General features: G+C 69.5%; 23 protein-coding genes. 7 read left to right on the forward strand and 16 right to left on the reverse strand.

Features of this window, described 5'->3' with window-relative positions; translation table 11 throughout:
- Positions 1–48 precede the first annotated feature (48 nt).
- Positions 49–2,493 (reverse strand): transglycosylase domain-containing protein, encoded by a 2,445-nt coding sequence (locus tag ACIP6U_RS05610; RefSeq protein ID WP_401713444.1) that lies wholly within the window; start codon positions 2,491–2,493, stop codon positions 49–51.
- Between the two features lie 268 nt (positions 2,494–2,761).
- On the opposite strand from ACIP6U_RS05610, the gene ACIP6U_RS05615 reads away from it, so the two are divergent.
- The 5 genes from ACIP6U_RS05615 (at position 2,762) to ACIP6U_RS05635 (ending at position 7,617) form a co-directional block, all read left to right on the forward strand.
- Entirely contained in the window at positions 2,762–3,691 is a 930-nt protein-coding gene (locus ACIP6U_RS05615) for an SPFH domain-containing protein (RefSeq protein WP_401713447.1), read from the forward strand.
- Entirely contained in the window at positions 3,688–3,930 is a 243-nt protein-coding gene (locus tag ACIP6U_RS05620) for a hypothetical protein (RefSeq protein WP_401713450.1), read from the forward strand. Before ACIP6U_RS05615 ends, ACIP6U_RS05620 begins: the two co-directional genes overlap by 4 nt.
- Positions 3,931–4,073: 143 nt before the next feature.
- Positions 4,074–4,598: a PadR family transcriptional regulator gene (locus tag ACIP6U_RS05625; protein WP_123998000.1), complete on the forward strand. Its 525-nt coding sequence runs from the start codon at positions 4,074–4,076 to the stop codon at positions 4,596–4,598.
- The gene (locus ACIP6U_RS05630; protein ID WP_401713453.1) at positions 4,595–5,284 is read left to right on the forward strand and encodes an ABC transporter ATP-binding protein; all 690 of its coding nucleotides are present in this window, start codon (positions 4,595–4,597) and stop codon (positions 5,282–5,284) included. Before ACIP6U_RS05625 ends, ACIP6U_RS05630 begins: the two co-directional genes overlap by 4 nt.
- Entirely contained in the window at positions 5,281–7,617 is a 2,337-nt protein-coding gene (locus ACIP6U_RS05635) for an ABC transporter permease (RefSeq protein WP_401713456.1), read from the forward strand. The genes ACIP6U_RS05630 and ACIP6U_RS05635 overlap by 4 nt, the downstream gene beginning before the upstream one ends.
- 30 nt (positions 7,618–7,647) lie before the next feature.
- Here ACIP6U_RS05635 and ACIP6U_RS05640 read toward each other — a convergent pair whose 3' ends face one another.
- The 7 genes from ACIP6U_RS05640 to ACIP6U_RS05670 form a co-directional block, all read right to left on the reverse strand.
- Positions 7,648–8,076, reverse strand: coding sequence for a hypothetical protein (locus ACIP6U_RS05640; RefSeq protein WP_123998003.1), 429 nt, complete (start codon positions 8,074–8,076; stop codon positions 7,648–7,650).
- Between the two features lie 4 nt (positions 8,077–8,080).
- Complete coding sequence (locus ACIP6U_RS05645) at positions 8,081–8,479, reverse strand: roadblock/LC7 domain-containing protein (RefSeq protein ID WP_401713459.1); 399 nt, start codon at positions 8,477–8,479, stop codon at positions 8,081–8,083.
- Positions 8,480–8,537: 58 nt separating this feature from the next.
- The gene (locus ACIP6U_RS05650) at positions 8,538–9,434 is read right to left on the reverse strand and encodes a MarR family transcriptional regulator (RefSeq protein ID WP_401713461.1); all 897 of its coding nucleotides are present in this window, start codon (positions 9,432–9,434) and stop codon (positions 8,538–8,540) included.
- Positions 9,435–9,568: 134 nt separating this feature from the next.
- Positions 9,569–11,038, reverse strand: a complete 1,470-nt coding sequence (locus tag ACIP6U_RS05655; RefSeq protein WP_401713462.1) for an AI-2E family transporter — start codon at positions 11,036–11,038, stop codon at positions 9,569–9,571.
- A 156-nt stretch (positions 11,039–11,194) separates the two neighbouring features.
- The gene (locus tag ACIP6U_RS05660) at positions 11,195–11,890 is read right to left on the reverse strand and encodes a lytic transglycosylase domain-containing protein (protein ID WP_401713464.1); all 696 of its coding nucleotides are present in this window, start codon (positions 11,888–11,890) and stop codon (positions 11,195–11,197) included.
- A gap of 418 nt (positions 11,891–12,308) precedes the next feature.
- Entirely contained in the window at positions 12,309–13,634 is a 1,326-nt protein-coding gene (locus ACIP6U_RS05665; RefSeq protein WP_123998007.1) for a PhoH family protein, read from the reverse strand.
- A gap of 345 nt (positions 13,635–13,979) precedes the next feature.
- Positions 13,980–14,753 carry an isoprenyl transferase gene (locus ACIP6U_RS05670; RefSeq protein ID WP_401713467.1) on the reverse strand — a complete coding sequence of 258 codons (774 nt, stop codon included), beginning with the start codon at positions 14,751–14,753 and terminating at the stop codon, positions 13,980–13,982.
- A 749-nt stretch (positions 14,754–15,502) separates the two neighbouring features.
- Between ACIP6U_RS05670 and ACIP6U_RS05675 the strand changes: the two genes are divergently transcribed.
- Positions 15,503–16,783 (forward strand): winged helix DNA-binding domain-containing protein, encoded by a 1,281-nt coding sequence (locus tag ACIP6U_RS05675; protein WP_401713468.1) that lies wholly within the window; start codon positions 15,503–15,505, stop codon positions 16,781–16,783.
- Positions 16,784–16,798: 15 nt separating this feature from the next.
- Here the strand turns inward: ACIP6U_RS05675 and ACIP6U_RS05680 are convergent, their stop codons facing one another.
- Complete coding sequence (locus tag ACIP6U_RS05680; protein ID WP_401713470.1) at positions 16,799–17,605, reverse strand: class I SAM-dependent methyltransferase; 807 nt, start codon at positions 17,603–17,605, stop codon at positions 16,799–16,801.
- A 134-nt stretch (positions 17,606–17,739) separates the two neighbouring features.
- Between ACIP6U_RS05680 and ACIP6U_RS05685 the strand changes: the two genes are divergently transcribed.
- Positions 17,740–18,228, forward strand: coding sequence for a DinB family protein (locus ACIP6U_RS05685; RefSeq protein WP_401714399.1), 489 nt, complete (start codon positions 17,740–17,742; stop codon positions 18,226–18,228).
- 155 nt (positions 18,229–18,383) lie between these two features.
- Here ACIP6U_RS05685 and ACIP6U_RS05690 read toward each other — a convergent pair whose 3' ends face one another.
- From ACIP6U_RS05690 to ACIP6U_RS05720, 7 genes are all read right to left on the reverse strand, one after another.
- Positions 18,384–19,340: an LLM class flavin-dependent oxidoreductase gene (locus ACIP6U_RS05690; protein ID WP_401713472.1), complete on the reverse strand. Its 957-nt coding sequence runs from the start codon at positions 19,338–19,340 to the stop codon at positions 18,384–18,386.
- 40 nt (positions 19,341–19,380) lie between these two features.
- Positions 19,381–19,983 (reverse strand): dihydrofolate reductase family protein, encoded by a 603-nt coding sequence (locus ACIP6U_RS05695; RefSeq protein ID WP_401713474.1) that lies wholly within the window; start codon positions 19,981–19,983, stop codon positions 19,381–19,383.
- The gene (locus ACIP6U_RS05700; RefSeq protein ID WP_401713476.1) at positions 19,976–20,566 is read right to left on the reverse strand and encodes a hypothetical protein; all 591 of its coding nucleotides are present in this window, start codon (positions 20,564–20,566) and stop codon (positions 19,976–19,978) included. The genes ACIP6U_RS05695 and ACIP6U_RS05700 overlap by 8 nt, the downstream gene beginning before the upstream one ends.
- A 1-nt stretch (position 20,567) precedes the next feature.
- Complete coding sequence (locus ACIP6U_RS05705; protein ID WP_401713478.1) at positions 20,568–21,254, reverse strand: hypothetical protein; 687 nt, start codon at positions 21,252–21,254, stop codon at positions 20,568–20,570.
- Complete coding sequence (locus tag ACIP6U_RS05710) at positions 21,251–21,898, reverse strand: hypothetical protein (protein WP_401713480.1); 648 nt, start codon at positions 21,896–21,898, stop codon at positions 21,251–21,253. Before ACIP6U_RS05710 ends, ACIP6U_RS05705 begins: the two co-directional genes overlap by 4 nt.
- A 91-nt stretch (positions 21,899–21,989) precedes the next feature.
- Entirely contained in the window at positions 21,990–23,348 is a 1,359-nt protein-coding gene (locus ACIP6U_RS05715; RefSeq protein ID WP_401713482.1) for a hypothetical protein, read from the reverse strand.
- The gene (locus tag ACIP6U_RS05720; protein WP_401713483.1) at positions 23,345–23,659 is read right to left on the reverse strand and encodes a hypothetical protein; all 315 of its coding nucleotides are present in this window, start codon (positions 23,657–23,659) and stop codon (positions 23,345–23,347) included. Before ACIP6U_RS05720 ends, ACIP6U_RS05715 begins: the two co-directional genes overlap by 4 nt.
- Positions 23,660–23,786 lie beyond the last annotated feature (127 nt).

Raw genomic sequence — 23,786 nt, forward strand, 5'->3', positions numbered from 1 at the left:
CCGGTGCTCACCGGGCGCCCCTTCGTCAGGTGTCCGCCGGCGTCGTACCTACTGGTCGTCGCCCTCCAGCGGGTTTTCCGGTTCCGTCGGTGTCTCCACCGGTGTGGAGACCGGTGGAGACGTGGTCGGCGTCTCGACCGGCGCCGAGGTGGTCGGCGTCTGGCTCGGCGGCGCCGAGGACGTCGGCGGCTTGGTCGTCGGCGTCTCGCTCGGTGTCTCGCTGGGCGTCTGACTCGGCGTCTCGGAGACCGTCGGCGTCGTGCTCGGCTGGACGGCCGCGCCCTGCGTGGTGTCCAGGTCGAACTTGGCGTTCTTGGAGGCGACGCCGAAGGTGTACGCGGCCCAGATCTGCGCCGGGTAGCCACCGCCGTTGATACGGCCCGGGGCGGGAATGAGACCGGTGGCACCGGTCAGCGAGACATGCGCACCGCCCTTCGCGGCCTCACCGAACAGGCCGACCGAGGTGACCAGGTCGGGCGTGAAGCCGGTGAACCAGGCCGACAGGTTGTCGTCGGACGTACCCGTCTTTCCGGCCACCTTGCGGCCGTCGCGCTCCGTGTTCTCCGCCACCGACTTCTTCGCCGTACCGTCGTCGACCACGCCCGTCAGCACCGAGGTGACGGTGTCGGCGGCCTCGCGGCTGACGATCTGGGCGCCGATCGGATCCGGCAGCTTCACCTCGCGCTTGCTGTTCTCGACCGCCTTGATGATGGTCGGGGTGACCTGTCGGCCGTGGTTGTCGAGGGTCGCGTACACACCGGCCATCTGCCACGGGCTCGCGCCCATGGTGCCCAGCGTCTGCGCGGGCACCGCCTTGAGGTCGGCGGTGTCCATGCCCATCTGACTGCCGACCTTGAGCACCTTGTCCATGCCGACGTCGACGCCCATCTGCGCGAAGACGGAGTTCACGGACTTGTTCATCGCCGTCTGGACGGTGATGTCGCCGTAGTCCTGGTCGTCCTCGTTCTCCGGGGCGAAGCCGACCTTGGTGCCGTTGTTCACGACCTGGCGCTTGCTGGTGCCGTCGTAGATCGTGTTCGCGGAGATCGCCTTGCCCGACTGGGTCTTGGCGTCCTCGTCGAGGGCGGCGGCCAGGATGACCGGCTTGAACGTCGACGCGGGCTGGTAGTCCACGCGGGTCGCGTTGGAGCGGAAGTGCTTGTAGTAGTCCGTGCCGCCGTACAGCGCGACGACCGCGCCCGTCTTCGGGTTCACCGACACCGCGCCGGCCTGGACGTCCGCGTCGACCTTGCGCTTCTTCGGGTCCAGCTTGCTGGTCAGCTGCGACTTGGCGGCGCTCTCCAGCGCCTTCTGCCGCTTCTTGTCGATGTTCAGCGTGATGGTCCAGCCACCCGCCTTGACCATGGTCAGAGCGTCGTTGACGTTGTCCGCCGTGCCCTGCGCGACGAGTTGCTTGGCGAGCTGGTCGTTGGCCGCGTCCACCAGGTAGCCGGTCTGGCCGCCCATGCCGGGCGCGGCCTTGGGCTCCTTGGGCACCGGGAACTTCATCTCCGCGCGCTTGGCCTCGTCGAGCCAGCCCTGGCCGACCATGTTGTCCAGTACGTAGTTCCAGCGCGCCTTCACCAGTTTCTGGCCGGTGGGCGAGGCGACGGCCCAGTCGTACTGGCTCGGCGCCTGGAGCAGCGCGGCGAGGTAGGCGCCCTGCTGGACGTTGAGGTCCTCGGCGTCGACGCGGTAGTAGGCCTGGGCGGCGGCCTGGATGCCGTACGCGCCGCGGCCGTAGTAGCTGGTGTTGATGTACCCGGCGAGGATGTAGTCCTTGGACTTCTCGCGGTCCAGCTTGAGCGAGATGACCAGTTCCTTCAGCTTGCGCGTGACGGTCTGGTCGGCCGTGAGGTAGTAGTTCTTGACGTACTGCTGGGTGATCGTCGAACCGCCCTGGGTGCCCTTGCCGGACAGCGTGTTGAGCAGACCGCGGGCGGTGCCCTTCAGGTCGACGCCGCCGTCCTGGTAGAAGGTCTTGTTCTCGGCGGCGACGAACGTGTACTGGACCTTCTTGGGCACCTTGGCCAGGTCCACGATCTCGCGGTTGCGCTCGCCGTCACGGGTCAGCAGGCTGCCGTCGCTGTACTTGTAGACGTTGCTCTGCAACTCCGCGTCGGCGTTGCCCGCCGGGATGTCGATCATCATGTACATCGCGATGAAGGCGCCCATGCCGAGCAGACAGAACCCGAAGACGGCCCCGACGATCTTCTTCCACGTGAACATCCGGCGCAGGAAGCTCTTGTCGTTCTTACCTTTGCCAGCCTTGCCCTTGCCCCGCCCCTTGGCCTCGGCCTGGGCCGCCTTGCGGGCCGCGGCCCGGCCGCCGATGACGGTGGGTTCGGCCTCGGCGGTGGCCGTGGTCGCCGTGGACGTCGTCCCGGAGGGGCCCGTGGGGGCCGTCGACGCCGTCTCTTCGGACGAGCGCGTAGGGGGCGCCGCGCGGCGACCGCCGCGCTGTCGCGCTCGTCTCTCTTCCGCCCGTCCCATTGGTCCGTTCCGCTCCGCTTCGGTCATGTGTGCTCACACGTCACACAGGTTCGCCGCTCAAGTCAGCTCAGAAAGCTAACACCGGGAGTTGTGACACAGGTCCGCCGATCCGTCCTTTCTCGGACGTGAGAATCAGCACCCGTCCCAACGGAACCGACGGCCGAGAGGCGTGAAGGGTTGCCCCACAGGGTAAAGTGATATCACTTAGCTAGAGCCGAGATATGCACGGCGAAGACGTACGAAACCGTACGAGAACGGGGGCCCCACCATGTCCGCACACGACTCCGCACCCACCACCGACACACCCGCCGACCTGCCCGAGATGCCCGCGCCGCACGTGCGGGAGTTCACCGCGCACAGCATCGGGGGCGGACTCGTGCTGCTGCTCGGGCTGGTCGGGATCCTGGCCGCCGTCGGCCTGTTCGTGGCCGCCTCCGCGAGCGCCGGCTTCGCCGTCGGCGGTGTCCTCGTCCTGCTCGCGTCACTGATCTCGCTGCTCGGACTGAACACGGTCGCGCCCGGCGAGGCGCGCGTGGTCCAGCTCTTCGGGCGCTACCGCGGCACGATCCGCGAGGACGGGCTGCGCTGGGTGAACCCCTTCACCTCGCGGTCCAAGATCTCCACCCGGGTCCGCAACCACGAGACCGCCGTCCTCAAGGTCAACGACGCCTACGGCAACCCGATCGAGCTCGCCGCGGTGGTGGTCTGGAAGGTGCGGGACACCGCGCAGGCCACCTTCGAGGTCGACAACTACCTGGAGTTCGTGGCCACCCAGACCGAGGCCGCGGTCCGTCACATCGCCATCGAGTACCCCTACGACGCCCACGACGAGGGAGGCCTCTCGCTGCGCGGCAACGCCGAGGAGATCACCGAGAAGCTCGCCGTCGAACTGCACGCGCGCGTGGAGGCGGCCGGCGTCCAGATCATCGAGTCGCGCTTCACGCATCTCGCGTACGCTCCCGAGATCGCCTCGGCGATGCTCCAGCGACAGCAGGCCGGCGCGGTCGTCGCGGCCCGGCGGCAGATCGTGGACGGAGCGGTGGGCATGGTCGAGGCGGCGCTCGCGCGGATCTCGGAGCGGGACATCGTGGAGCTGGACAACGAGCGCAAGGCGGCGATGGTGTCGAACCTGATGGTGGTGCTGTGCGGCGACCGCGCACCCCAGCCCGTCCTCAACACCGGAACCCTCTACCAGTGACGGATCCCTCCGAGGGGTCGGCCCCTCAAAGTCGGCCGCAGCAGCGCAAGCAGGTGCTGCTGCGGCTGGACCCGTCCGTCTACGAGGCCCTCGCCCGCTGGGCCGGCGACGAACTGCGGTCCGCCAACGCGCAGATCGAGTTGCTGCTGCGGAGGGCGCTGAAGGAGGCCGGCCGCCTGCCGGACCAGGCGGGACCGATCCCGCGCAGAGGCCGCCCGCCCACCGACCGCGACAGCTGAAGCCGGAGAGCCCGGCCCAGGCGGCCGAATCCATGTAGCAGAACCGTGACAATCGGCCCCCACCTGCGCACCCGTACACCCCGCCATGATCTACACATACCGCGTATACATGAGGCGTATACACCGTGTGTAGAGTGCTCCGCATGTCCATCGGTCACACCCTCCTGGGGCTCCTGGAGTCCGGCCCGCGCCACGGTTACGACCTCAAGCGGGCCTTCGACGAGAAGTTCGGTCACGACCGGCCGCTGCACTACGGCCAGGTCTACTCGACGATGTCCCGGCTGCTGAAGAACGGGCTCGTCGAAGTCGACGGCATCGAGGCCGGCGGCGGCCCCGAGCGCAAGCGCTACGCGATCACCGACGCCGGCATCACCGACGTGGAGCGGTGGCTGGCGACGCCGGAGAAGCCGGAGGAGTACCTCCAGTCGACCCTCTACACCAAGGTCGTCCTGGCGCTGCTCACCCATCGCGAGGCCGCCGACATCCTAGACAGCCAGCGCTCCGAGCACCTGCGCAGCATGCGCATCCTGACCGACCGCAAGCGCCGGGGCGATCTGGCGGACCAACTGGTCTGCGACCACGCCCTGTTCCACCTTGAGGCCGATCTGCGCTGGCTGGAGCTGACGGCCGCGCGGCTCGACAAGCTCCGTGAGGCGGTGGCCAAGTGACTCCTCCGCCCGGTTCCCTGCTGGCCGCCCAGGACCTGCGCAAGGCCTACGGCCCCACCCTCGCGCTCGACGGCGCCGAGTTCTCCATCCACCCCGGCGAGGTCGTCGCCGTGATGGGCCCCTCCGGGTCCGGCAAGTCGACGCTGCTGCACTGCCTCGCCGGCATCGTGCCGCCCGACTCGGGCTCGATCACGTACCAGGGTCGCGAGATGGCGACCATGAGCGACGCGCAGCGCAGTCAGCTGCGGCGCTCCGAGTTCGGCTTCGTCTTCCAGTTCGGCCAGCTCGTGCCCGAACTCACCTGTGTGGAGAACGTCGCCCTGCCGCTGCGGCTGAACGGCACCTCCCGCAAGGAGGCCGAGCGGGCCGCGCTGACCTGGATGGAGCGCCTGGAGGTCGACGACCTCGGCAGGAAGCGCCCCGGCGAGGTGTCCGGCGGACAGGGGCAGCGCGTCGCCGTCGCCCGCTCGCTGGTCACCGGTCCGCGCGTGCTGTTCGCCGACGAGCCGACGGGCGCGCTCGACTCGCTCAACGGCGAGCGCGTGATGGAACTGCTCACGGACGCGGCCCGGTCCACCAACGCGGCCGTCGTCCTGGTCACGCACGAGGCCCGGGTGGCCGCGTACTCCGACCGCGAGATCGTCGTACGGGACGGCAAGTCCCGGGACATGGAGCGGGCCGTATGAAGGCGGGGCAGTCGGTCAGGGACCTGGCCATGGGGGTGCGGTTCGCCTTCGCCGGCGGGCGCGAGGGCTGGGTACGGGCCCTGCTGACCGCGGTCGGCGTGGGGCTCGGGGTGGCGCTGCTGCTGCTGACCACGGCCCTGCCGAACGCGCTGAACGTGCGGCACGACCGGGAGGCCGCGCGCAGCGACATCACGTACACCGCGAAGAGGATCAAGAAGGCCGACGACACCGTGATCGTCGCGAGCGTCGGTACGACCTTCCGCGACAAGGACGTCCGGGGCCGCGCGCTGGAGCCGGAGGGCCCGAAGGCCCCGCTGCCGCCCGGTGTGGCGAAGTTCCCGGGGGTGGGCGAGATCGTCGTCTCCCCCGCGCTGAAGAGGCTCCTGGAGTCCTCCGACGGGAAGCTGCTGCGGGAGCGGCTGCCGCAGAAGATCATCGGGACGATCGGCGAGAGCGGGCTGGTCGGTTCGGCCGAACTCGCCTTCTACCGGGGCGCCGACGACCTCGCGCCGAAGGTCGACGGCGGCCGGGTCGAGCGCATCGACCACTTCGGGGACCCGGACCCGTCGTCCGACGCGATGGACCCCGTACTGCTCCTGCTGGTCCTGGTCGTGTTCGTGGCGCTGCTGATGCCGGTCGCCGTCTTCATCGCGGCGGCCGTGCGGTTCGGCGGCGAGCGGCGCGACCGGCGGCTCGCGGCACTGCGGCTTGTCGGCTCCGACAGCCGGATGACCCGGCGGATCGCGGCCGGTGAGGCGCTCGCGGGCTCGGTGCTCGGCCTGGTGCTCGGTGCCGGGTTCTTCATGATCGGCCGGCAGATCGCGGGCTCCATGGAGGTCTTCGACGTCAGTGTGTTCCCGAGCTATCTGAACCCCTCCCCCGCCCTGGCCCTGCTGGTCGCCCTCGCGGTGCCGGCGGCCGCGGTGCTGGTGACGCTGTTCGCCCTGCGCGGGGTGGTCATCGAGCCGCTCGGCGTGGTGCGTACGGCGAAGCCGGCCCGGCGCCGGCTGTGGTGGCGGCTGCTGCTGCCGCTGGCGGGGCTCGCGATGCTCTACCCGATGATCGGGCAGGGCCGCACCAACGGCGACTTCAACCAGTACCTCGTCATCGGCGGCGTGATGCTGCTCCTGGTCGGCATCACCGCGCTGCTGCCGTGGATCGTGGAGGCGGTCGTCGCCCGGCTCGGCCCGGGCGGGGTCGCCTGGCAACTGGCCGTGCGCAGGCTGCAGTTGAGCAGCGGCTCGGCGGCCCGGATGGTCAACGGCATCGCGGTGGCGGTGGCCGGGGCGATCGCGCTGCAGATGCTGTTCGCGGGCGTGGACGGCGACTACACCAAGGACACCGGCCTCGACGTGACGCGGGCGCAGATGCAGGTGACGCTGCCGAGCGGGGTGTCGACCGCGCAGGCCGCCGCGAAGTTCCGGGCGACCGAGGGCGTGCGCGCGGTCAATGTCTACTCCGACGGCACCCTCGGCGACCGGCGCTCGGACCCCCTGCACTCCAGCTCGATGACCGTCGGCAGCTGTGCGGCACTGCGCGAGGTGGCCCGGCTGTCCTCGTGCCACGACGGCGACGTCTTCGCCGTCCGCGACGTCGAGTACGACAACGACACGCCCAAGCTCGCCAAGGCGGGCGGGACGCTGTACGTCGACCCGAGCTACGAGGGTGACTCCACGCGCGGCAAGGAGCTCCCCTGGCCGCTGCCGGCCGACGTGAAGACCGCCGATGCGCGCAAGGACATGACCGGCTACGAGCGGGGCGGCTTCCTGGTCACCCCGAAGGCGCTGCCGGCCGCCACCCTGGCGGGCCTGAGCGGGCAGGTCTATCTCAGCCTCGACCAGTCGGTGCCCGATGTGCAGGACCTGGTCCGCAACACGGCGACCGCCGTCGACCCGATGACGGATCCGATGACGTGGTCGGCCACCCAGCGGTCGGACAAGTACACCTCCATCCGCACCGGGCTGTTCGTCGGCGCCGCGGCTGTGCTGGCGCTGATCGGGGCGAGTCTGCTGGTGTCCCAGCTGGAGCAGCTGCGCGAGCGCAAGAAGCTCCTCTCCGCACTGGTCGCCTTCGGTACCCGGCGGCGCACGCTGAGCCTGTCCGTGCTGTGGCAGACGGCGATCCCGATCACCCTGGGGCTGGCGCTCGCGTCGGCGGTCGGGCTGACGCTGGGCGCGGTGCTGCTGAGGATGACGGACACGACGGTGCGCGTGGACTGGACGAGCGTGCTGCAGATGACGGGCGTCGGCGCGGGGATCGTCCTGGCCGTGACCCTGCTCAGCCTGCCGCCGCTGCTGCGCATGATGCGGCCGGACGGACTGCGCACGGAGTAGCAGCCGCCCGCAGCCCTCCGCTCGCTCCGGTCAGAGTCCGTACTCCCGTACCACCCGGCGGACTTGGGCGAAGAGCATGCCCACGTTCACCGACTTGCGGCACACGACCACGGCGACGACGTCCTGTTGCTCGGTCATCCGCACGAACAGATGGGTGAGGTTCTCGCTGTTGACGAGGATCTCCTGGAAGAAGTGGTGGTCACTGGTGATCCCGCGACGCTCCTTGAAGACGTCCTCGATCATCACGACCGTCCGGCCCTGGAACAGGTCGAGGGTCGCGCCCGCCAGCAGGTCGAGGATCTCTGGCGGGTGGTTGTCCACCGTCTCGTACGACAGCAGCATCCCGGTGGACATGTCGACCACGCCCGAGGCCACACAGTCGGGTGCATCGGTGCGGAGTGCTTTGACCAGGCCCATCACCTGGTCGGAGAAACCTGGGGTCATGCGCTTCGTCGCCATCCCTTCAGACTCCTTCTGGTGCTTTTTCCGGTGCTTTCTCGGTGAGGATCAGGTCGATGCGGTGCAACGCCTGCCGGGTCGCCCGGTGCAGGTGGTCCACGTCGATGCCCTCGTCTCCGAGTACGACCATGAGGGCGGCGTCGCCGACGGCGTAGAAGGCCGCGCAGCCGTGGCTGCCGTAGGTCACCGTCCGTCGCAAGGTGCCGCGGTCCGTCGCCGCCGCGGTGCGCCGGGCGAGGCCGAGGCCGGCCGCGGCGAGGGCGGCGAGGCCCTCCGGGTCGATGGAGTCGGCGGTGTCGGCGGCGATGAGCAGTCCGTCGGCGGCCGCGAGCGCCGTGTCGGTGATACCGGCCACCTGTTCGCGCAGTCCGCGCATTTCCAGGGTCAGCGCTTCATGGTCCATGGAATCAACTCCCCATATTCTGTTCGCAATTGATCGGTCTTTTCATCTCGGGGTTCTTTCATTTCGAGGTTCCGTTCCGCAGCCGGAAGAACCCTTTCCAGCTCGCGCCGTGCTTCTCCGGGGCGAGCGAGGGGGTGAGTGATTCCGTGATGCCGCTGGCGCCGGGGCTGCGCCGGGGCAGTTCGACGGCGCGCGGCGCGGTGGGCACGGGCGGTGCGGGCGTGGGCGGCGGGGTGCGCTGCCGGACCCCGCCCGGCGGGGTGCGGACGACGATCGGCGTGGGCGGTCCCGGGGTTTCCAGGAGCCCCTCGGCGAGCATGCGGGCCACCTCGACGGTGACGGTGTAGACCCCGCGTCCGGTACGGAAGGCCAGGTCACGGGCGGTACGGCGACCGTCCGCATGGGCAAGCAGCTCGCTGCGCAACTCGGTGAGCGGGCCGTCGGCCCAGCCGGCCGCGGGCACGGGCCGTTCGCGGTCGGGGTGGGCGGGCCGGGGCATGGCGGCGACCGCGGCGAGCTTGCGGGAGGCGTCCTGGAGCAGCCGTCCGGGCGGCTCGCCGACGGTGACCGGAGCCGGCGGCCCCACCTCCCCCTCGGTGCGCTCACAGCCGTGGACACCGCCCGCGGCGATCGCGAACGCGGCGTCCTGCAAGGCCATCACGCACACCACCCGCAGCTGCGCGGCCCCCGCGTACCCATGTGCGATCAGCCCGGCGACCGGCCAGCGCGCGCCTCCCGCCTCCCGCACCAGCGCGGCCCACTGCTCCCCGTCGATACGCCCCGAGCGCAGCAGCAGCGCCTCGGGCCCCGGCGCCCCGGGCGACTCGACGGCGACGACGAGCCCGTCCCGCAGATGGAAGACCCCGCCGGGCGCCCCCGCCACCCGCAACTCCCCCGTCAGCCCCTCCCGTCCGCACGCGACCAGGGACCGCGCCAGGAGGTCGTACCCCGACATCACGCCCCCCTGCCGTGTCGCACATACGCCTGACGCGTAGCGCTCAGGGGGGAAGGTGTATCAGTCCGGGCGCATATTCCGGCCGGGGGTTTCCAACCTGTCTTCAGGTGACGGAAGTTGCGCCGGAGGACGTGTCAATTCACTTCGTTCGACGCCGCATTTGAGCGATCCGAGGGCGGGTCGGTATCGGCCGCCGGAGGCGAATCCTCGAGGTTCCGCTGTTCCGGTTCCTGTTCAAGGCTCTCGTCCCGCTCCGGTTCCTGCTCCTCTTCCCGCTGTTCCTCCGAATACCGCTTCAGGTAACTGACCACCGTGTTCGACACCGCCACCAGCGGTACGGCGACCACCGCGCCGCCGATGCCGGCGACCATGCCGCCCGCCGCGACCGACAGGACGACCGCGAGGGGGTGCACGCGGACCGCGCGGCCGAGGATGAAGGGCTGGAGGATGTGGCCCTCGATCTGCTGGACGGCGAGGACCACGGCGAGGGTCATCACCGCGGTGAACACGCCCTGGGTGACCAGCGCGACGACCACCGCGAGCGCGCCGGAGGCGACCGCGCCGACCAGCGGGATGAAGGAGAACAGGAAGATGAACACGGCCAGCGGGACGGCCATGGGCACGTCGAGGAAGTAGATGCCGACGCCGATGAAGGTGGCGTCGATGAGGGCGACGATCACCGTGCCGCGGACGTAGGCCGTCAGCGTGTGCCAGGCGCGCGGTCCCGCACCCGCCACGCCGGGCCGGGCGTCCGCGGGAACCAGCTTGAGCACCCAGCCCCAGATCCGCTCACCGTCGTACAGCAGGAAGAGCGTCGAGAAGAACGCCAGCAGGATCCCCGTGAGGGCCTCGATGACGACCTGGACGCCCTCCAGGCCCACCGAGGTGATCTGGTCGGTGTTGGCGCCGACCGCGTCGCGCAGGTTCTTGGCGATCTGGTTGATCTGCTTGTCGGTGACGTGGAACGGGCTCTTCAGCAGCCAGTTGCGCAGGTCGTCGATGCCGTTCTGGATCTGGTCGGAGAGGTTGTCGATGTTCTCCATGACCTGCCAGGTCACGAACCAGCCGATCAGGCCCATCACACAGAAGCCGAGGATCGCGGTGAGCGCGGTGGCAAGGCCGCCCGGCACCCCGCGCCGCTTCAGCCGCGCCACCGTCGGCTGCAACAGCGCCGTGATGAGCAGCGCGATCACGAAGGCGAGGATGACGAGTTGGACGGCGCTGATGACCCGCATCAGCACCCACACGGTGCCCGCGAGCACCAGCAGCCGCCAGCCGGCCTCGGCCGCCACCCGTACGCCCCAGGGGACGGCCTGGGCGGGATCGGGGCGGACGGTGAGCTGGCGGGGCGCGGAGGGGCGTTTGACGGTCACGACGGGCGCGGCGGACGGACGGACGGCCGGCGGGTCCTCGGACTCGGCGCTCTCGGCGGTCTTCGGCTTGGCGCGGTCCGCGGGTTGCCGGGCCGGTTCCGTCGCGCCGGGCGGCGGTACGTCGGAGTCGGAACTCTCCCGCTCCACCTCGGCCCGGCGTTCATCCAGCCGCTCACTCAGATCCGTGAGTCCGGCGCCGATCCGGCCGAGCCATCCAGGCACGCGCGACATGATTCGCCCTCTACCCCCGTCCGTGCCCACCACTCCTCCCTGGAGTCGTCGCGTCCGACCGTACAGGGCGAAAGCCCCTCCCCTAAGGACGGGGAGGGGCTGCGCGAGGTTGAGAGGTGAGAGCGCCGGTTTCGGCGACGGCTCAGGCTTCGGGGCCTAGTACCAGCTGTTGGCCTGCCAGAAGGACCAGGCTTCGCACGGGCTGCCGTAGCGGCTGTCCATGTAGTTCAGGCCCCACTTGATCTGGGTGGCCGGGTTGGTCTGCCAGTCGGAGCCCGCCGAGGAGTACTTGGAGGCGGGCAGTGCCTGGAAGAGACCGTAGGCACCGGAGGACGCGTTGACCGCGTTCATCCGCCAGCCGGACTCGTGGTCCACGATGTTGCTGAAGCACTGGAACTGGGCGCTCGGCACCATCTGGCGGGCGATCGCCTGGATCTGCGCGACCGAGTACGAGCTCTGCACGGGGAAGGAGGAAGCGTCACGCGTGCTGGTGCGGCTCGCGGCCTTCTTGGCCTCGGCGCGCTCCTTGGCTTCCTTCTCCGCCTTCTCGGCGGCCGCCTTCTTCTCGAGGGCGGTCTTCGCGGCTGCCTTGCGGGCCGACTCCTCGGCACCCTTCTTGGCGCTCGCGTCGGCCGCGATGGCCTGCGCGTCCGCCTGCTGCGTCAGGGACGCCAGCTGCACGTGGGCCTGCTGGCCCGCGGGTATGTCCGCGAGGAGCGTCGCATCGGTTGCCGTCGCCTCTGCGTCGTTGTTCTGCGCCACGCTGCCCGAGGCAACGCCCACGACGCTTCCGACGGCGGTGACCGCGGTGGCCGAGACCACTGCGAATCCCCGGACCGAGATCCGGCTCACACGGTTTCCTTCCAGCATCGCCCGCTTCGGTGACCCTGGCGGACGCAATCGTGCCCCTGAACACTGGCCTCCCAACTGCGGGGTCACGGGAGGCACGGGCCCGGTGGGCAACTCCCACGAGGGGAGCGCCGCTTGGTGCTCGGGCGGCATACGACGACGCTGTTCAGTTGGCTGTGATGCTGCTGTGGTGTTGTACCGCTGGGGGCACAGGTGTGTCGTATGCGGGGCCTGACAGGAGTGAGACTCTGCCGTAACCGGACGTCGGGTGGCAATTCTGAGTTGCGTGTGAAAGCTCACATCCCGTTTGGCGCCGGTGAATTCGAGAAACAGGGCCACGCGAAGGCGCCGCCCGGCTAGGCTCTTGGCCTTTCCGGACGGCGCCAACCAACGAGTAGCTACCGCAAGTTGAGCACTTGGGTCAGATCTGCCCGTCCTCCAGCATTTCGGTCACAAGGGCCGCGATCTGGGACCTCTCGGACCGGTTCAGCGTGACATGCGCGAAGAGCGGATGCCCCTTCAGTTTCTCCACGACGGCGACCACGCCGTCGTAGCGACCGACCCGCAGATTGTCCCGCTGGGCGACGTCATGGGTCAGGATCACCCGTGAATTCGCGCCGATCCGGGACAGAACGGTCAGCAGGACATTCCTTTCCAGTGACTGCGCCTCGTCCACGATCACGAACGCGTCGTGCAGCGAGCGTCCGCGGATGTGGGTCAGGGGCAGCACTTCGAGCATCCCGCGCGCGGTGACCTCTTCGATGACCTCGCGGCTGGTGACCGCGGAGAGCGTGTCGAAGACCGCCTGCGCCCAGGGGCCCATCTTCTCGGCCTCGGAGCCGGGCAGATAGCCGAGCTCCTGTCCGCCCACCGCGTACAGCGGCCGGAAGACCATCACTTTCTGGTGCTGGCGGCGCTCCAGGACCGCCTCAAGACCCGCGCAGAGCGCGAGCGCCGACTTGCCGGTGCCGGCCCGGCCTCCCATCGACACGATCCCGACGTCCGGGTCGAGCAGCAGATCCAGCGCGATGCGCTGCTCCGCGCTGCGGCCCTTGATGCCGAACGCCTCCCGGTCGCCGCGCACGAGGCGGACGTTGCCCTCGGACGTCACCCGGCCCAGCGCGTTGCCGCGCTCGGACTGGATGGTGAGCCCGGTGTGCACGGGAAGCTCGGCGGCCTCGGGCACGTACACGTGCCCTTCCTCGAAGAGGATGTCCACCTGCTCGCCGGCCAGGGTCAGTTCGGACATTCCGGTCCAGCCGGAGGAGCCCGTGATGGCGAGTTCCGCGCGGTACTCCTCGGCGAGGAGCCCGACGGACGAGGCCTTGATCCTGAGCGGCAGGTCCTTGGACACGACCGTGACGTCGAACCCCTCGGCCTGCAGATTGCGGGCGACCGCGAGGATGCGGGAGTCGTTGTCCCCCAGGCGGTAGCCGCTGGGCAGCACGCTGGGGTCCGAGTGGTTGAGCTCGACACGGATGGTCCCGCCCAGCTCCCCGATCGGGATGGGGGCATCGAGGCGACCGAACTTCACCCGGTAGTCGTCGAGCAGGCGCAGGGCCTGCCTGGCGAAGTACCCGAGCTCGGGATGGTGCCGCTTGGCCTCCAGTTCCGTGACCACGACGATGGGGAGCACTACTTCGTGCTCCTCGAAGCGGGTCATGGCGTTCGGGTCGGCCAGCAGGACGCTGGTGTCGAGAACATAGGTGCGCCGGTCTGGCATACGGCGCTTTGTGCTGGTCACCACGGAAGGACGTACCCCCTCGGATGAGGTCGGGGAGCGACGGAGTGGAGCTGGACCGGTCGACGGCCGCTCTGCACGGGCCGAGAACCGGCCCTCCACTGCTTCTTCCGTGCCGTGACCGCACGGTCGAGCTGGTGCAAAGGGCCTCCCGGGCGGACGGCCCCGTGCCGTCCGCTGAGATCCGACACCCGTGGTTCGGGCGTCGACCTGCTTGGCTTATGCCCTCGAACATGCGCCGCCATGCCACGGCATATGACGGCGCCCCGGTGAACTCCTTGTTACTTCCGTCCCAAAAGGGATGGTCCCGTTGCCTCCCGGACCGTCCCGCCGGCCCCTGCCGGCCCGCCCTCAGCCGCCGTAGCGGCGGTGGCGCAGCGCGTAGTCGCGCAGTGCGCGCAGGAAGTCGACCTTGCGGAAGGCCGGCCAGAAGACCTCACAGAAGTAGTACTCCGAGTGGGCCGACTGCCACAGCATGAATCCGGACAGCCGCTGCTCGCCGCTGGTCCGGATCACCAGATCGGGGTCGGGCTGCGCACCCGTGTAGAGGTGGCGGCTGATCATGTCGACGGAGACGGCGTCGGCGAGCTCCTCCATGGAATGGCCCTTGTCGTGGGCGTCGAGGACCATCGAGCGCACGGCGTCGGCGATCTCCTGCCGGCCGCCGTAGCCGATGGCCACGTTGACCACTATCCCGTCGACCAGCGCGGTGGCCTCCTCGGCCTCCTTCAGCGCGGTCTGCATCTGGCCGGGCAGCAGGTCGGGGGTGCCGACGTGGTGCACGCGCCAGCGGCCGTCGGCGGCGAGGGTGCGCACGACGTCCTCGATGATGCCGAGGAGCGGGCCGAGCTCGTCCTGGGGCCGGTCGAAGTTGTCCGTCGACAGCAGCCAGAGGGTGACGACCTCGACGTCCGTCTCGGTGCACCAGCCGAGGAACTCCTCGATCTTCTCCGCGCCGGCCCGGTGGCCGTGCACGGTGGTGGAGCCCGCGGCCTTCGCCCAGCGGCGGTTGCCGTCCATGATGACGCCGATGTGCTTGGGCACCTGAGCGTGGTCCAGGTGGCCTTCCACCCGGCGTGCGTAGAGCCTGACCAGCAGGCCGCGCAGCTTGTCGCGCAGGTTCACGTGATGTCAGCCCCTCCGTACGGTGGCGGTCCCCGCGTCGGCAGCGTACCGCTGCCTGGCCGCACCCGAGTTGGGGGGTCCGGCGGTCGAGGACGCGGTGGTGCGAGACGCGGTGCTTGAAGTTGCGGTGCTTGAGGATGCGTCGCCGAGTGCAGGACGGCGGGGGCCGGTCGAGCGGTTCCCGCAACCCCCGGGTGCCTGCCGTGAGCGTCCGCTCCGGGTATCCCTGTCCGCCCACATAAAACGGGCCGGTCCGTGGGGGGGATACGGACCGGCCCGAGGGGGGGTTTCCACCATAACCCTTCGTAAGTGATGCTGCGTGCATCGGCGTGCCACAACTACTCTCCGGAATCGAACGGCGACGCGCCGATGGCCGTACAAGGGCCCTTTCGTAGCGCGCACATGGCCGAAACACAGCGGATTCCCAGGCGTTTTACCCGTCCCCCGGGTGGGTGACCCCGTCGGCGAACGCTCACTTGACGCGCACATGGGCACAAACGGACGGTCACGGAACCACAGAGAAATCGGCACCGCGCAGCCCCCTCCACTGCGCGGTGCCGCCCGCGCAGCTTTGCTCACGCGAATTACCTTGGTACGAACTTACGTGAGCCATAGGCCCAGATGCGAGCCGACCTCGATAACAATGTGGAAACCCCGCCCCTGCCTGCGAATACGCCGTAGGCGGGCGCTGTGGGGGCGTTATGCCATGGCGGACACCTCCCGTCCTACTCCCCCTCTACCGTCGGTCCATGACCCTGACGATCACGTGGAAACAGGCGAGCGCGCGACGCATGGAGCGGCAGTTCCTGGCCAACCCGGCGCCGGCGGGCACACCGGTCGCCGATGTGGTGAGCGCCATGCTCGCCACGCACGCGCAAGTGCTGTCGGCGGCGGAGGTGTCGGTGGGGGTGCGGGCGGTCGGGCTGACACGGGCGGATGTACGGGCGGGGTTGTGGGGAGACGGGACGTCGGCATCGTCGACGGGTTCGGCGTCGTTGGTGAAGGCGTACGGTCCGCGCGGGACCGTGCATCTGCTGCCGGCGCGTGAACTGCCCCTGTGGTGCTCGGCGTTGCCCGCGGTACCGGGCGGGGCCAGTCCGTTCGCGCCGGACGTGCGGGTCACCGAGGAGCAGGCGCGGGAGATCGTGACGGCGATCAGGGACGCGCTCGACGGGACCTGCCTGACCATCGACGAACTGGGCGAGGCGGTGGTCGCCCGCACCGGGCCCTGGGCCGGCGACCGGGTGATGCCCGCCTTCCAGGACCTGTGGCCGCGCTGGCGCCAAGTGATGCACCGGGCCGGCCAGTCGGGCGCCCTCTGCTTCGGACCGAACCGGGGCCGCAAGGTGACGTACACCCGCCCACCGCACTTCGCCCCGCAGCCCGCGGACGAGGCCCTGCGCGAGCTGGTACGCCGCTATCTGCACGCCTACGGCCCGGCGACACCGGCGCACTTCGCCAAGTGGCTGGCGGCGCGGGGTGGTTGGGCGGCGGAGCTGTTCGGGGAGCTGGCGGCGGCGGGGGAGATCGAGGAGGTGGTCCTGGAGGGGGCGGTGTTGGAAGGGGCGGTCTTGGAGGGGGTGGCGTCCAAGGGCGCCGGGGACGGGAGCGGCAACGGGAGTGGGAGAGGGAACGGGAGTGGGAGAGGGAACGGGGTCGCTTGGGTCGTGGCCGGCGACACCGTGTTCCCCTCCGAACCCGCGCGCGGGGTGCGGTTGTTGCCGTACTTCGATGCGTACGCCATCGCCGCGCAGCCTCGGGAGCTGCTGTTCCCGGGGGCCGCGTACCGAAGGGCCCTCGCGGGCGGCCAGGCCGGCAACTTCCCCGTGCTGCTGGTCGACGGGGTCGTGGCCGGGGTCTGGCACCAACGGCGCCGGGGACGTCGTACGACGGTCACGGTCGAGCCGCTCGGGCGGCTGACGGCGGGCCAGGAACGGGAGTTGGGCGAGCGGGTCCGACGGGTGGGGGAAGTGCTGGAGGCGGAGGCGGAGTTGGTGATCGGGGCGGTGACGACGGGGCCGCACGCGTGACGGGCGTGAGGGCTCTCAGGCGAGGGGCTTGCGGGCGTCGAAGAGGTGGCGGGTGCTGTGCGCGACGAACGGGCCCTCGGACTCGATGCGTTCGTGCAGGGAGCGGAGTCGGTCCTCGTACTTCTCCACGGTGAAGTCGGGGACCATCCAGATCACCTTGCGCAGGAAGTGGACGACGGCGGCGATGTCGTAGAACTCGATCCGCAGCTGCTCGGCGCGCAGTTCGACGACTTCGAGACCGGCGGCCTCGGCGGCGGCGCGCTCGCGGTCGGGGTGGCGGGCGTTGCGGGTCGCGTCGGGCTGGGCGCCGAGGAAGTGCTCGACCAGTTCGTAGACGCTGCTGGGACCGACGTGCTGAGCGAAGTACGTGCCGCCGGGGCGGAGCACGCGGGCGATCTCGTGCCAGTGCGCGCGCACCGGGTGCCGGCTCACGACCAGGTCGAAGGCGGCGTCCGCGAAGGGCAGCGGCGCGTCCTCCCCGGACGCGACGACGGCGACGCCGTGCGGGCGGAGCAGGGCGGTGGCCTTGGCGACGTTCGGCGGCCAGCCCTCGGTGGCGGCGGTGAGGAGGGGGCGGGGGGCGGCGCCGGGCAACGGGCGGGGGACGGAGCCGAGGGCGAACCCGAGGACCTCCCCTCCCCCGGTCTGGATGTCGAGCGCGGCGGTCGCCTCCGCGAGACGCTCCGCCATCGAACTGGCGTACCCCCAGGAGGGCCGCGCCTCGCTGGCCCGCCCCTCGAACCACGAGAAGTCCCAGCCCGCGGTGGGGACGGCGACCCCTTCGGCGACCAGGTCTTCGAAAGTGCGCGGGTGTACGTCCATGTGGTCATCGTGGCAGGGCGTTGTCAGTGGGCGCTGCTAATTTTTCGAGCATGACGACTGGTGACGCATCGGGCACGGTGGCTGGGAGTACGGCGGGCGAGAGTGCCCCGTCCGCAGGCACGGCGGCTATGGGCATGCCGTACGCGGGCAGTGAGAAGGAGACGTTGCGGGAGAGTCTCGACCGGCACCGGGACGCGGTGCTGTGGAAGCTGGAGGGGATGGACGACGAGGGGCTGCGGCGCCCGATGACCCCGTCGGGCACGACTCTGCTCGGCCTGGTGAAGCACCTGGCGTCGGTCGAGTACGGGTGGTTCGTGGAGACCTTCGGCGGCGAGGCCGAGCCGCTGTGGTTCGACCCGTACAGCGACGAGGACATGCGCGCGGACCAGGGCGAGACGACCGGACAGATCATCGAGTTCTACGGCCGCGCCCGCGCCGCCGCCGACCTCATGATCGCCGCGCGATCACTGGACGACCTGGGCCGGCCGCCGTGGCGCGAGCACTCCGTGTCGATGCGCTGGACCCTGGTCCACATGATCGAGGAGACGGCGAGACACGCGGGGCACATGGACATCGTGCGGGAGCTGCTCGACGGGGCGGCCGGGGACCATCGCCGGGGCTGAGGTGTCGGCCGGCCTGGGCGATGGTCGCGGCGGGAGGGGTTACGGGGCGGGGGTTACGGGACGAGGGGTTACGGAACGGAGGCTATGGGACGAGGGGTTACGGAACGGAGGCTATGGGACGAGGGGTTACGGAACGGGGGCCCACGGATTGGGGGCTACGGGACGAGGGGCCGGACCTCCTCCGCCACGAACCGTACGAATCCCTCGGGGTCGGGCTCGTCGCCCGTCGGCTGGATGATCACCGTGTCGGCACCGGCGTCGGCGAGCCGCTGAACGGCCTTGGCGACGGCTCCGGCGTCCCCGGCGACACCGAGGTCGGGGACGGACTCGACACCCTCGGCGGCGAGTTCGGCGCGGAGGCGGGCGGGGGCGTCGGGGCCGGTGGCGGCGAGGAGGTAGACGACGACCTCGTGCCGGGGGGTTGGGGGCTGGTGAGAGGGGTCGGCGGAGGAGGGGTCTGCGGGGGAGAGACCGGCGGAGGAGGGACCGGCGGCCTTCTGCCGCTGCTGGTTCCTCTCGTTGATCCCCTCGTCGATGAGTTGGCGGGCCCGGCGTACGCCCTCGGGTGAAGTGCTGGCGGTCAGGACGGTGCCGTCGGCGGCCTCACCGGCGAGGCGGAGCGTACGGGGTCCGGTGGCGCCGGCGAGAACGGGGACGGGTTCGGCGGGCGGCCAGTCGAGTGCGACGTCGTCCAGTTTCACGTACCGCCCGCTGGTGGTGACCCGCTCACCGGCCAGCAGGGCGCGCAGCGCGTCGAGATGCTCCCGCAGCAGCGTCACGGGCGACTCGACACGGGCGCCGACCTGGCCCATCCAGTCCTGCACGCCGTGGCCGACGGCGAGGATCGGGCGGCCGGGGAACATGCGGTGCAGGGCGGCGGCCTCCATGGCGGTGACGGCGACGTTGCGCAGCGGGACGGGCAGCAGCCCGACGCCGATCCGCACGCGTTCGGTCCAGGCGAGGGCCGCCGCGGCGGTGGAGATCCCGCCCTCCCGGAAGCAGTCCTCCCACAACCACAGTTCCTCCAGCCCGGTCTCGTCAGCGAGCCGGGCGACGGAACGCAGTCGCTCAGGGGGCAGTTGGGGCCGGAACACAGCGCCGAGTCCAGTCATGGACCTTTCCTACCCGGCGCGGGGAGCAGGAACAACACCTTTACACCCCTGACAAGCCGTCGCTGCCGCCGTCTCTGCTCATGCCCATGCCGTAACGGAGCAGCACGACGCCGTTGCCGAAGACACGGTTCTCGAGGAGGCGGAGGGAGGTGGCGATGGCGGTCGCCTCCGGGAAGAGCCGCGTCCCCTGCCCGACCAGCGCGGGATGGACGTACAACCGCAACTCCTCGACCAGTCCGAGCCGCAGAAACTCGCCACCGACACCGGCCCCACCGACCCAGAGGTCCCCACGGGTGTCCTCTTTGAGCGCGGCGACCTCCTCGGGCACGATCTCCCGCACCACCGTGGCGTTCCACTCGGCCCGCGCGAGCGTCCGCGAGTACACGACCTTCGGCAGCTCCCGCCAGATCCCGGCGAACTCGGCGGTCACGGCGTCGGCCTCGGGATCGGCGTCGGCGGTGGGCCAGAAGTCCGCCATCAGCTCATACATGACCCGCCCACTGAGCAGCGCGCCCAGCTGTCCGATCTCGTCGTTGAAGTGCTGGTGGAGTTCGTCGTCGACGGTGTGCCAGGAGATGTCTTTGTCGGGGCCTTCGATGTAGCCGTCGAGGGACACGGACATCATCAGAACGACTTTAGGCATCGCGTACCTCACTGGTGGGTGCGGGTCTGTAGCTCGGACGCTGGTCGATGACGTACAGGTGACGGGGTCCCGGAACGGCGATCACCGCGGCGAGGCAGGGATCGCCGGCGAACCAGACCGTCCTGACCTCCGCCTTCCTCGCAGGCTTGGCCCGCTTCCCGAGGCGACCTCCCCACCACACGGAGCGCACGTGGGAATGCATCACCATCGTCACCTGCTGATCCGGTGCTTCGGGGTGCGGGAACCGCAGCCAGGCGTACCCGTTCCGCACCCCGGGGATGTTCCCGATGCCGCTTTCCGGCGCCTCGTACACCTGCCACGGATGGTGGCGCAGAATGCGGCGCGCACGGAATGCTCCCCGCCAGTAGGCCACTTGAAGGAACGTCCGGTAGAACGTGTAGGCCAACGGGACGAAGAAGAGCCACAGCGTCCATGCGATGGACATGATCACGTACCACACCAACAGGCCCGCCCACGCCGCCGGCCACAGAATCTGGCCGATGACAGCACAGATGGCAAGCCTGTTCCAGGCACGGCGAGTTGCCGGGTCGTCCCATGCCGTGGGGTGGTTCGGGGGCGGCATTTCACTCCTCGTCGGATACGTCCGGGAGCGGGTTCTCGAAACTGACCGTCGCGGCGATCTGACGAACGATGGCCCGATACTGCTCGCGGTGGGCGGCGCCCCTAGTCGTGCTCAGGGCGAGGACGGCCAGACGTCTGCAGTCGGGTTGGGGAAGGTAGGCGTGGAACTGGGAGAGGGGTTGCCGCGGAAGGTCGCCTTGCGTAGGTACTGCCATGACGCTCTCGCTGAATGTCGCTGGGCCACAAGGGAGTTCGCGGTATTCGATGTCGGTGCGAGGCTCGGAGGACGTGACCGCGCGAGCTGCCAGCACCCCGCGGGGAGCGACGGCCACGTCACGCCAGGAGATGGTGAACCAGGACAGCAGAGGCTGCCCGTTTTTCGGACCCGCCGCATCGGCGTCGTCACTGTGCAAGCCGACCGAGCAGTGCACGGTACCTACTTCGCGGAGTGCGCAGAGCAGTTGCTGGACCGCGGCGAAGTCGGTGATGAATTTCTGCCGGGCCAGTTCGTTCGGTGCCGCGGCCAAGAAGGGGGCGACGGTACTGCGCAGTTCCTCGGCGGCGGGAGACCCGGGCTCGGGTAACAGGGCGTCGAGCGGAAGGGCGGTGAAGCCGGCCGGCTCGGCGAACCACAGTTCCGCGAGGGCGTCCTTGACCGAGTCGTGGAGGATGACGGTGGGACTGCTCATGATTCCTGTCCGGTGACTGCGGCCGTGTCGACGGAGGTCGGGGAGGCCTCCGCGAAGCGGGCGCCTGCTCGGCGGGCGACCTCGAGATCGGCGGGAGTGGCTCCTTGCCACCGCCGCCGTTCCGCTCTCGGGTCGAGTGCGGACGGGCGATAGAGGAAATGAAGCCTGCGGGGAGCCTTGCCGCCTCTGGCGGACACCGCCAGGACACCGAGAAATCGCGGGTCGCCGGCGAACCAGAGCGGTTCCAGTCGAGCCTTGAGCCCGGGCTTGGTCCGCGGACCTCCGATGCGCCGCAGCCACCAGTACGCGCGGTAGTGCTTGACGAACGTGAGCGGGATTCCCCTCTCCCGATCATCCACCGGGTCGGGGAATTCGATCCAGATGCCGTCGTCCTCCGCTTCGGGGTGTCGGTCGAGACCGCGGGGGGCGCGGTGAAGGAGTTGCCACGGATAGTGCTGGAGAACACGCACCATGCGCAGTGCCGTCGAGATGTAGCGCAGTTGGATGACCGCCCGGTAGAGCACATAGCAAAGAGGCAACGCGAACAGCCATGCAAAACCGGGCGACAGATAACCGATCAACACATACAGCAGGCCGAACCATACGACGGGCCAGCCCACGAGGCCGACGATGTTCATGACCATGTGTGCCGACCAGGCACGACGCGTGGGCGGGTGACCCCATGCCGTGGAGCAGTCAGTCGGGTTCACAGGACTCTCCGTTTCAGCAGTGACCTCAGAAGACATGTCGCGCGACGCTGTAGACGCCACCGACATCAAGCGCCAGCCGCGATCCATCGATACCGGCGACGGTTCCGTCCTTGATGCCGTCGTCGTCCGCGTCCGCCACCTGGTTGTAGAAACCGAACCCACCGGTACCGACTCCCACCAACCCGGAAGTTCCCTCGACGACTTCAGCGGCCCTCGCGGGATTGCTGAGGCCTCGCACGGCTCGCGCGACCAGCAGGTTGTCCACATTCGACACCGCACTCACCTCGTCCATGGTTCTTGCGCCCACCAGGAGCATCCTCTCCCCCAGGCCGACGGCTTCGGCGCTGCGAGCAGCGGCCCGGATACCGGCGTACGCGCCCTTTCCGGCTGCCCCCGCTCCTGGCAGGGCACCTGCGAAATCCGCCCCTACGGAGACGAGGTTGCTCCAGAAGTCGGCGTCGAATTCCTGCTTGGTGAAGCCGTCCTTCAGGGATTCCCATGTCTCCGCATCCGAAAGGCGCCATGCGAACGCAGCCAGGCTGAGCGCGGACGACGTGAGCATCAACATCCCCACCGTCGCGAGAGTCCATCCCAACGGCCCGGAGAGAAGCAGCGCCGCCACGGCGATCACACCTGCCACGAAGCTGAGAATGTCCGGCAGGTTCTCGCTCAGCCAGTCGAGTGCCTCGTCGCACCAGCCCGGTTCGTGCGGTGCCAGCTTCTTCGTCGCGTCGCGGATCTTGGCAGCCCGGTACTTCGCTCTGCTCTCGTGCTCCTCCGCGAGTTTCTTCGCCCTGCCGATGACCCTTTCCAGGTCGCCCTGGGCGTCGCCGACGGCCGTGTTCGCGTGAGTCAGTGCCTTCTGTGCCTCATCGTGCCGAGCCCCCTTGTGGTCCAGGCCGGGAGCGTTCGCGGCCTTGTTCGCGCGCCCCTTCGCCGCGTCCAGGACGTCCTTGGCATCCTTCGCGTCCCGTTCGAGATCTCTGGCCCGGCGCTGGAAGTCATCGAGCTCCCCTTCCCAGCGGTGGAGATGCCGCGCCGCCTTCCGAATGGAGTGACCCGCGTTCTTCAGGTTCATCGGAAGAGGGCCGCCGTCGAGTTGCTCACGGAAGGCGACAGCCGCGTCCCCCTTCCAGTAACTGCCGTCGAGGAGCCTGGTCACCAAGTCGTGGGTGTCTTCGAGGACCTTCGCGCAGCCGGCGAGCTTCTTGTGCAACGCCCGAACCGTCTCCGTATGACCGGGAACGGGGTTGAACCCCAAGTGCGGGTAGTCGGAATTCGGGATGCGCGGCGCCGGCTTGAGACCCTGAGGCTTGTCCAGATCCGCACGTGACTTCGGATCGAGAGCGGCCCCGATCCGCTCGGCTCCAGGAGTGACCGTCACGTCCGGTTCCCCTTGCCCGCGCCGGCCTTCTTCAAGGCTTCGTCGAGCGCCCTGTCGACCTCGCGATAGCTGTCCTTGCTCTTCCCGATGATCTCGGCGAGGTCCTCCGTCTGCCGGCCGATCTCCTCGGTCCCGTACCGCCAGTCGTCCTGGAACTCCTCGCAGGCGCAATCCAGGTCATCGGTGCCGAGCCCGATGACGTTCGCGTCCATCAGCGCCTTGCGGATGCCTTGAAGAGAGCTCTTCGACTTACGCAGTTGCTTCATGAAATGCGCGAGTTCGTCGCCGTCGACGACCAAGCGTTCCGCCATGCCCCGGTCCCTCTCCCCAGTTGATCAGCACCGATGGGAGGAACGACCGGGTCCGGGTTTTGTGACGGACGGTGGGGCGCTCCCCTCTTTAGGGGGAGCGCTTACCGGACAGCGGGGGTGCGGCGGA

It is taken from the genome of Streptomyces sp. NPDC088794 (assembly GCF_044750545.1).
Lineage (GTDB): Bacteria > Actinomycetota > Actinomycetes > Streptomycetales > Streptomycetaceae > Streptomyces.

Excerpts from the sequence above, each read along its gene's own strand:
- ACIP6U_RS05685 (WP_401714399.1), top strand. The coding sequence starts at position 17,740 with ATGCCGTACGCGGGCAGTGAGAAGGAGACGTTGCGGGAGAGTCTCGAC.
- ACIP6U_RS05615 (WP_401713447.1), top strand. The coding sequence starts at position 2,762 with ATGTCCGCACACGACTCCGCACCCACCACCGACACACCCGCCGACCTG.
- ACIP6U_RS05635 (WP_401713456.1), top strand. The coding sequence starts at position 5,281 with ATGAAGGCGGGGCAGTCGGTCAGGGACCTGGCCATGGGGGTGCGGTTC.
- ACIP6U_RS05700 (WP_401713476.1), bottom strand. The coding sequence starts at position 20,566 with ATGCCGCCCCCGAACCACCCCACGGCATGGGACGACCCGGCAACTCGC.
- ACIP6U_RS05710 (WP_401713480.1), bottom strand. The coding sequence starts at position 21,898 with ATGGTCATGAACATCGTCGGCCTCGTGGGCTGGCCCGTCGTATGGTTC.
- ACIP6U_RS05610 (WP_401713444.1), bottom strand. The coding sequence starts at position 2,493 with ATGGGACGGGCGGAAGAGAGACGAGCGCGACAGCGCGGCGGTCGCCGC.
- ACIP6U_RS05690 (WP_401713472.1), bottom strand. The coding sequence starts at position 19,340 with ATGACTGGACTCGGCGCTGTGTTCCGGCCCCAACTGCCCCCTGAGCGA.
- ACIP6U_RS05680 (WP_401713470.1), bottom strand. The coding sequence starts at position 17,605 with ATGGACGTACACCCGCGCACTTTCGAAGACCTGGTCGCCGAAGGGGTC.
- ACIP6U_RS05675 (WP_401713468.1), top strand. The coding sequence starts at position 15,503 with ATGACCCTGACGATCACGTGGAAACAGGCGAGCGCGCGACGCATGGAG.
- ACIP6U_RS05720 (WP_401713483.1), bottom strand. The coding sequence starts at position 23,659 with ATGGCGGAACGCTTGGTCGTCGACGGCGACGAACTCGCGCATTTCATG.
- ACIP6U_RS05650 (WP_401713461.1), bottom strand. The coding sequence starts at position 9,434 with ATGTCGGGGTACGACCTCCTGGCGCGGTCCCTGGTCGCGTGCGGACGG.
- ACIP6U_RS05655 (WP_401713462.1), bottom strand. The coding sequence starts at position 11,038 with ATGTCGCGCGTGCCTGGATGGCTCGGCCGGATCGGCGCCGGACTCACG.
- ACIP6U_RS05695 (WP_401713474.1), bottom strand. The coding sequence starts at position 19,983 with ATGCCTAAAGTCGTTCTGATGATGTCCGTGTCCCTCGACGGCTACATC.
- ACIP6U_RS05705 (WP_401713478.1), bottom strand. The coding sequence starts at position 21,254 with ATGAGCAGTCCCACCGTCATCCTCCACGACTCGGTCAAGGACGCCCTC.
- ACIP6U_RS05645 (WP_401713459.1), bottom strand. The coding sequence starts at position 8,479 with ATGGACCATGAAGCGCTGACCCTGGAAATGCGCGGACTGCGCGAACAG.
- ACIP6U_RS05625 (WP_123998000.1), top strand. The coding sequence starts at position 4,074 with ATGTCCATCGGTCACACCCTCCTGGGGCTCCTGGAGTCCGGCCCGCGC.
- ACIP6U_RS05640 (WP_123998003.1), bottom strand. The coding sequence starts at position 8,076 with ATGGCGACGAAGCGCATGACCCCAGGTTTCTCCGACCAGGTGATGGGC.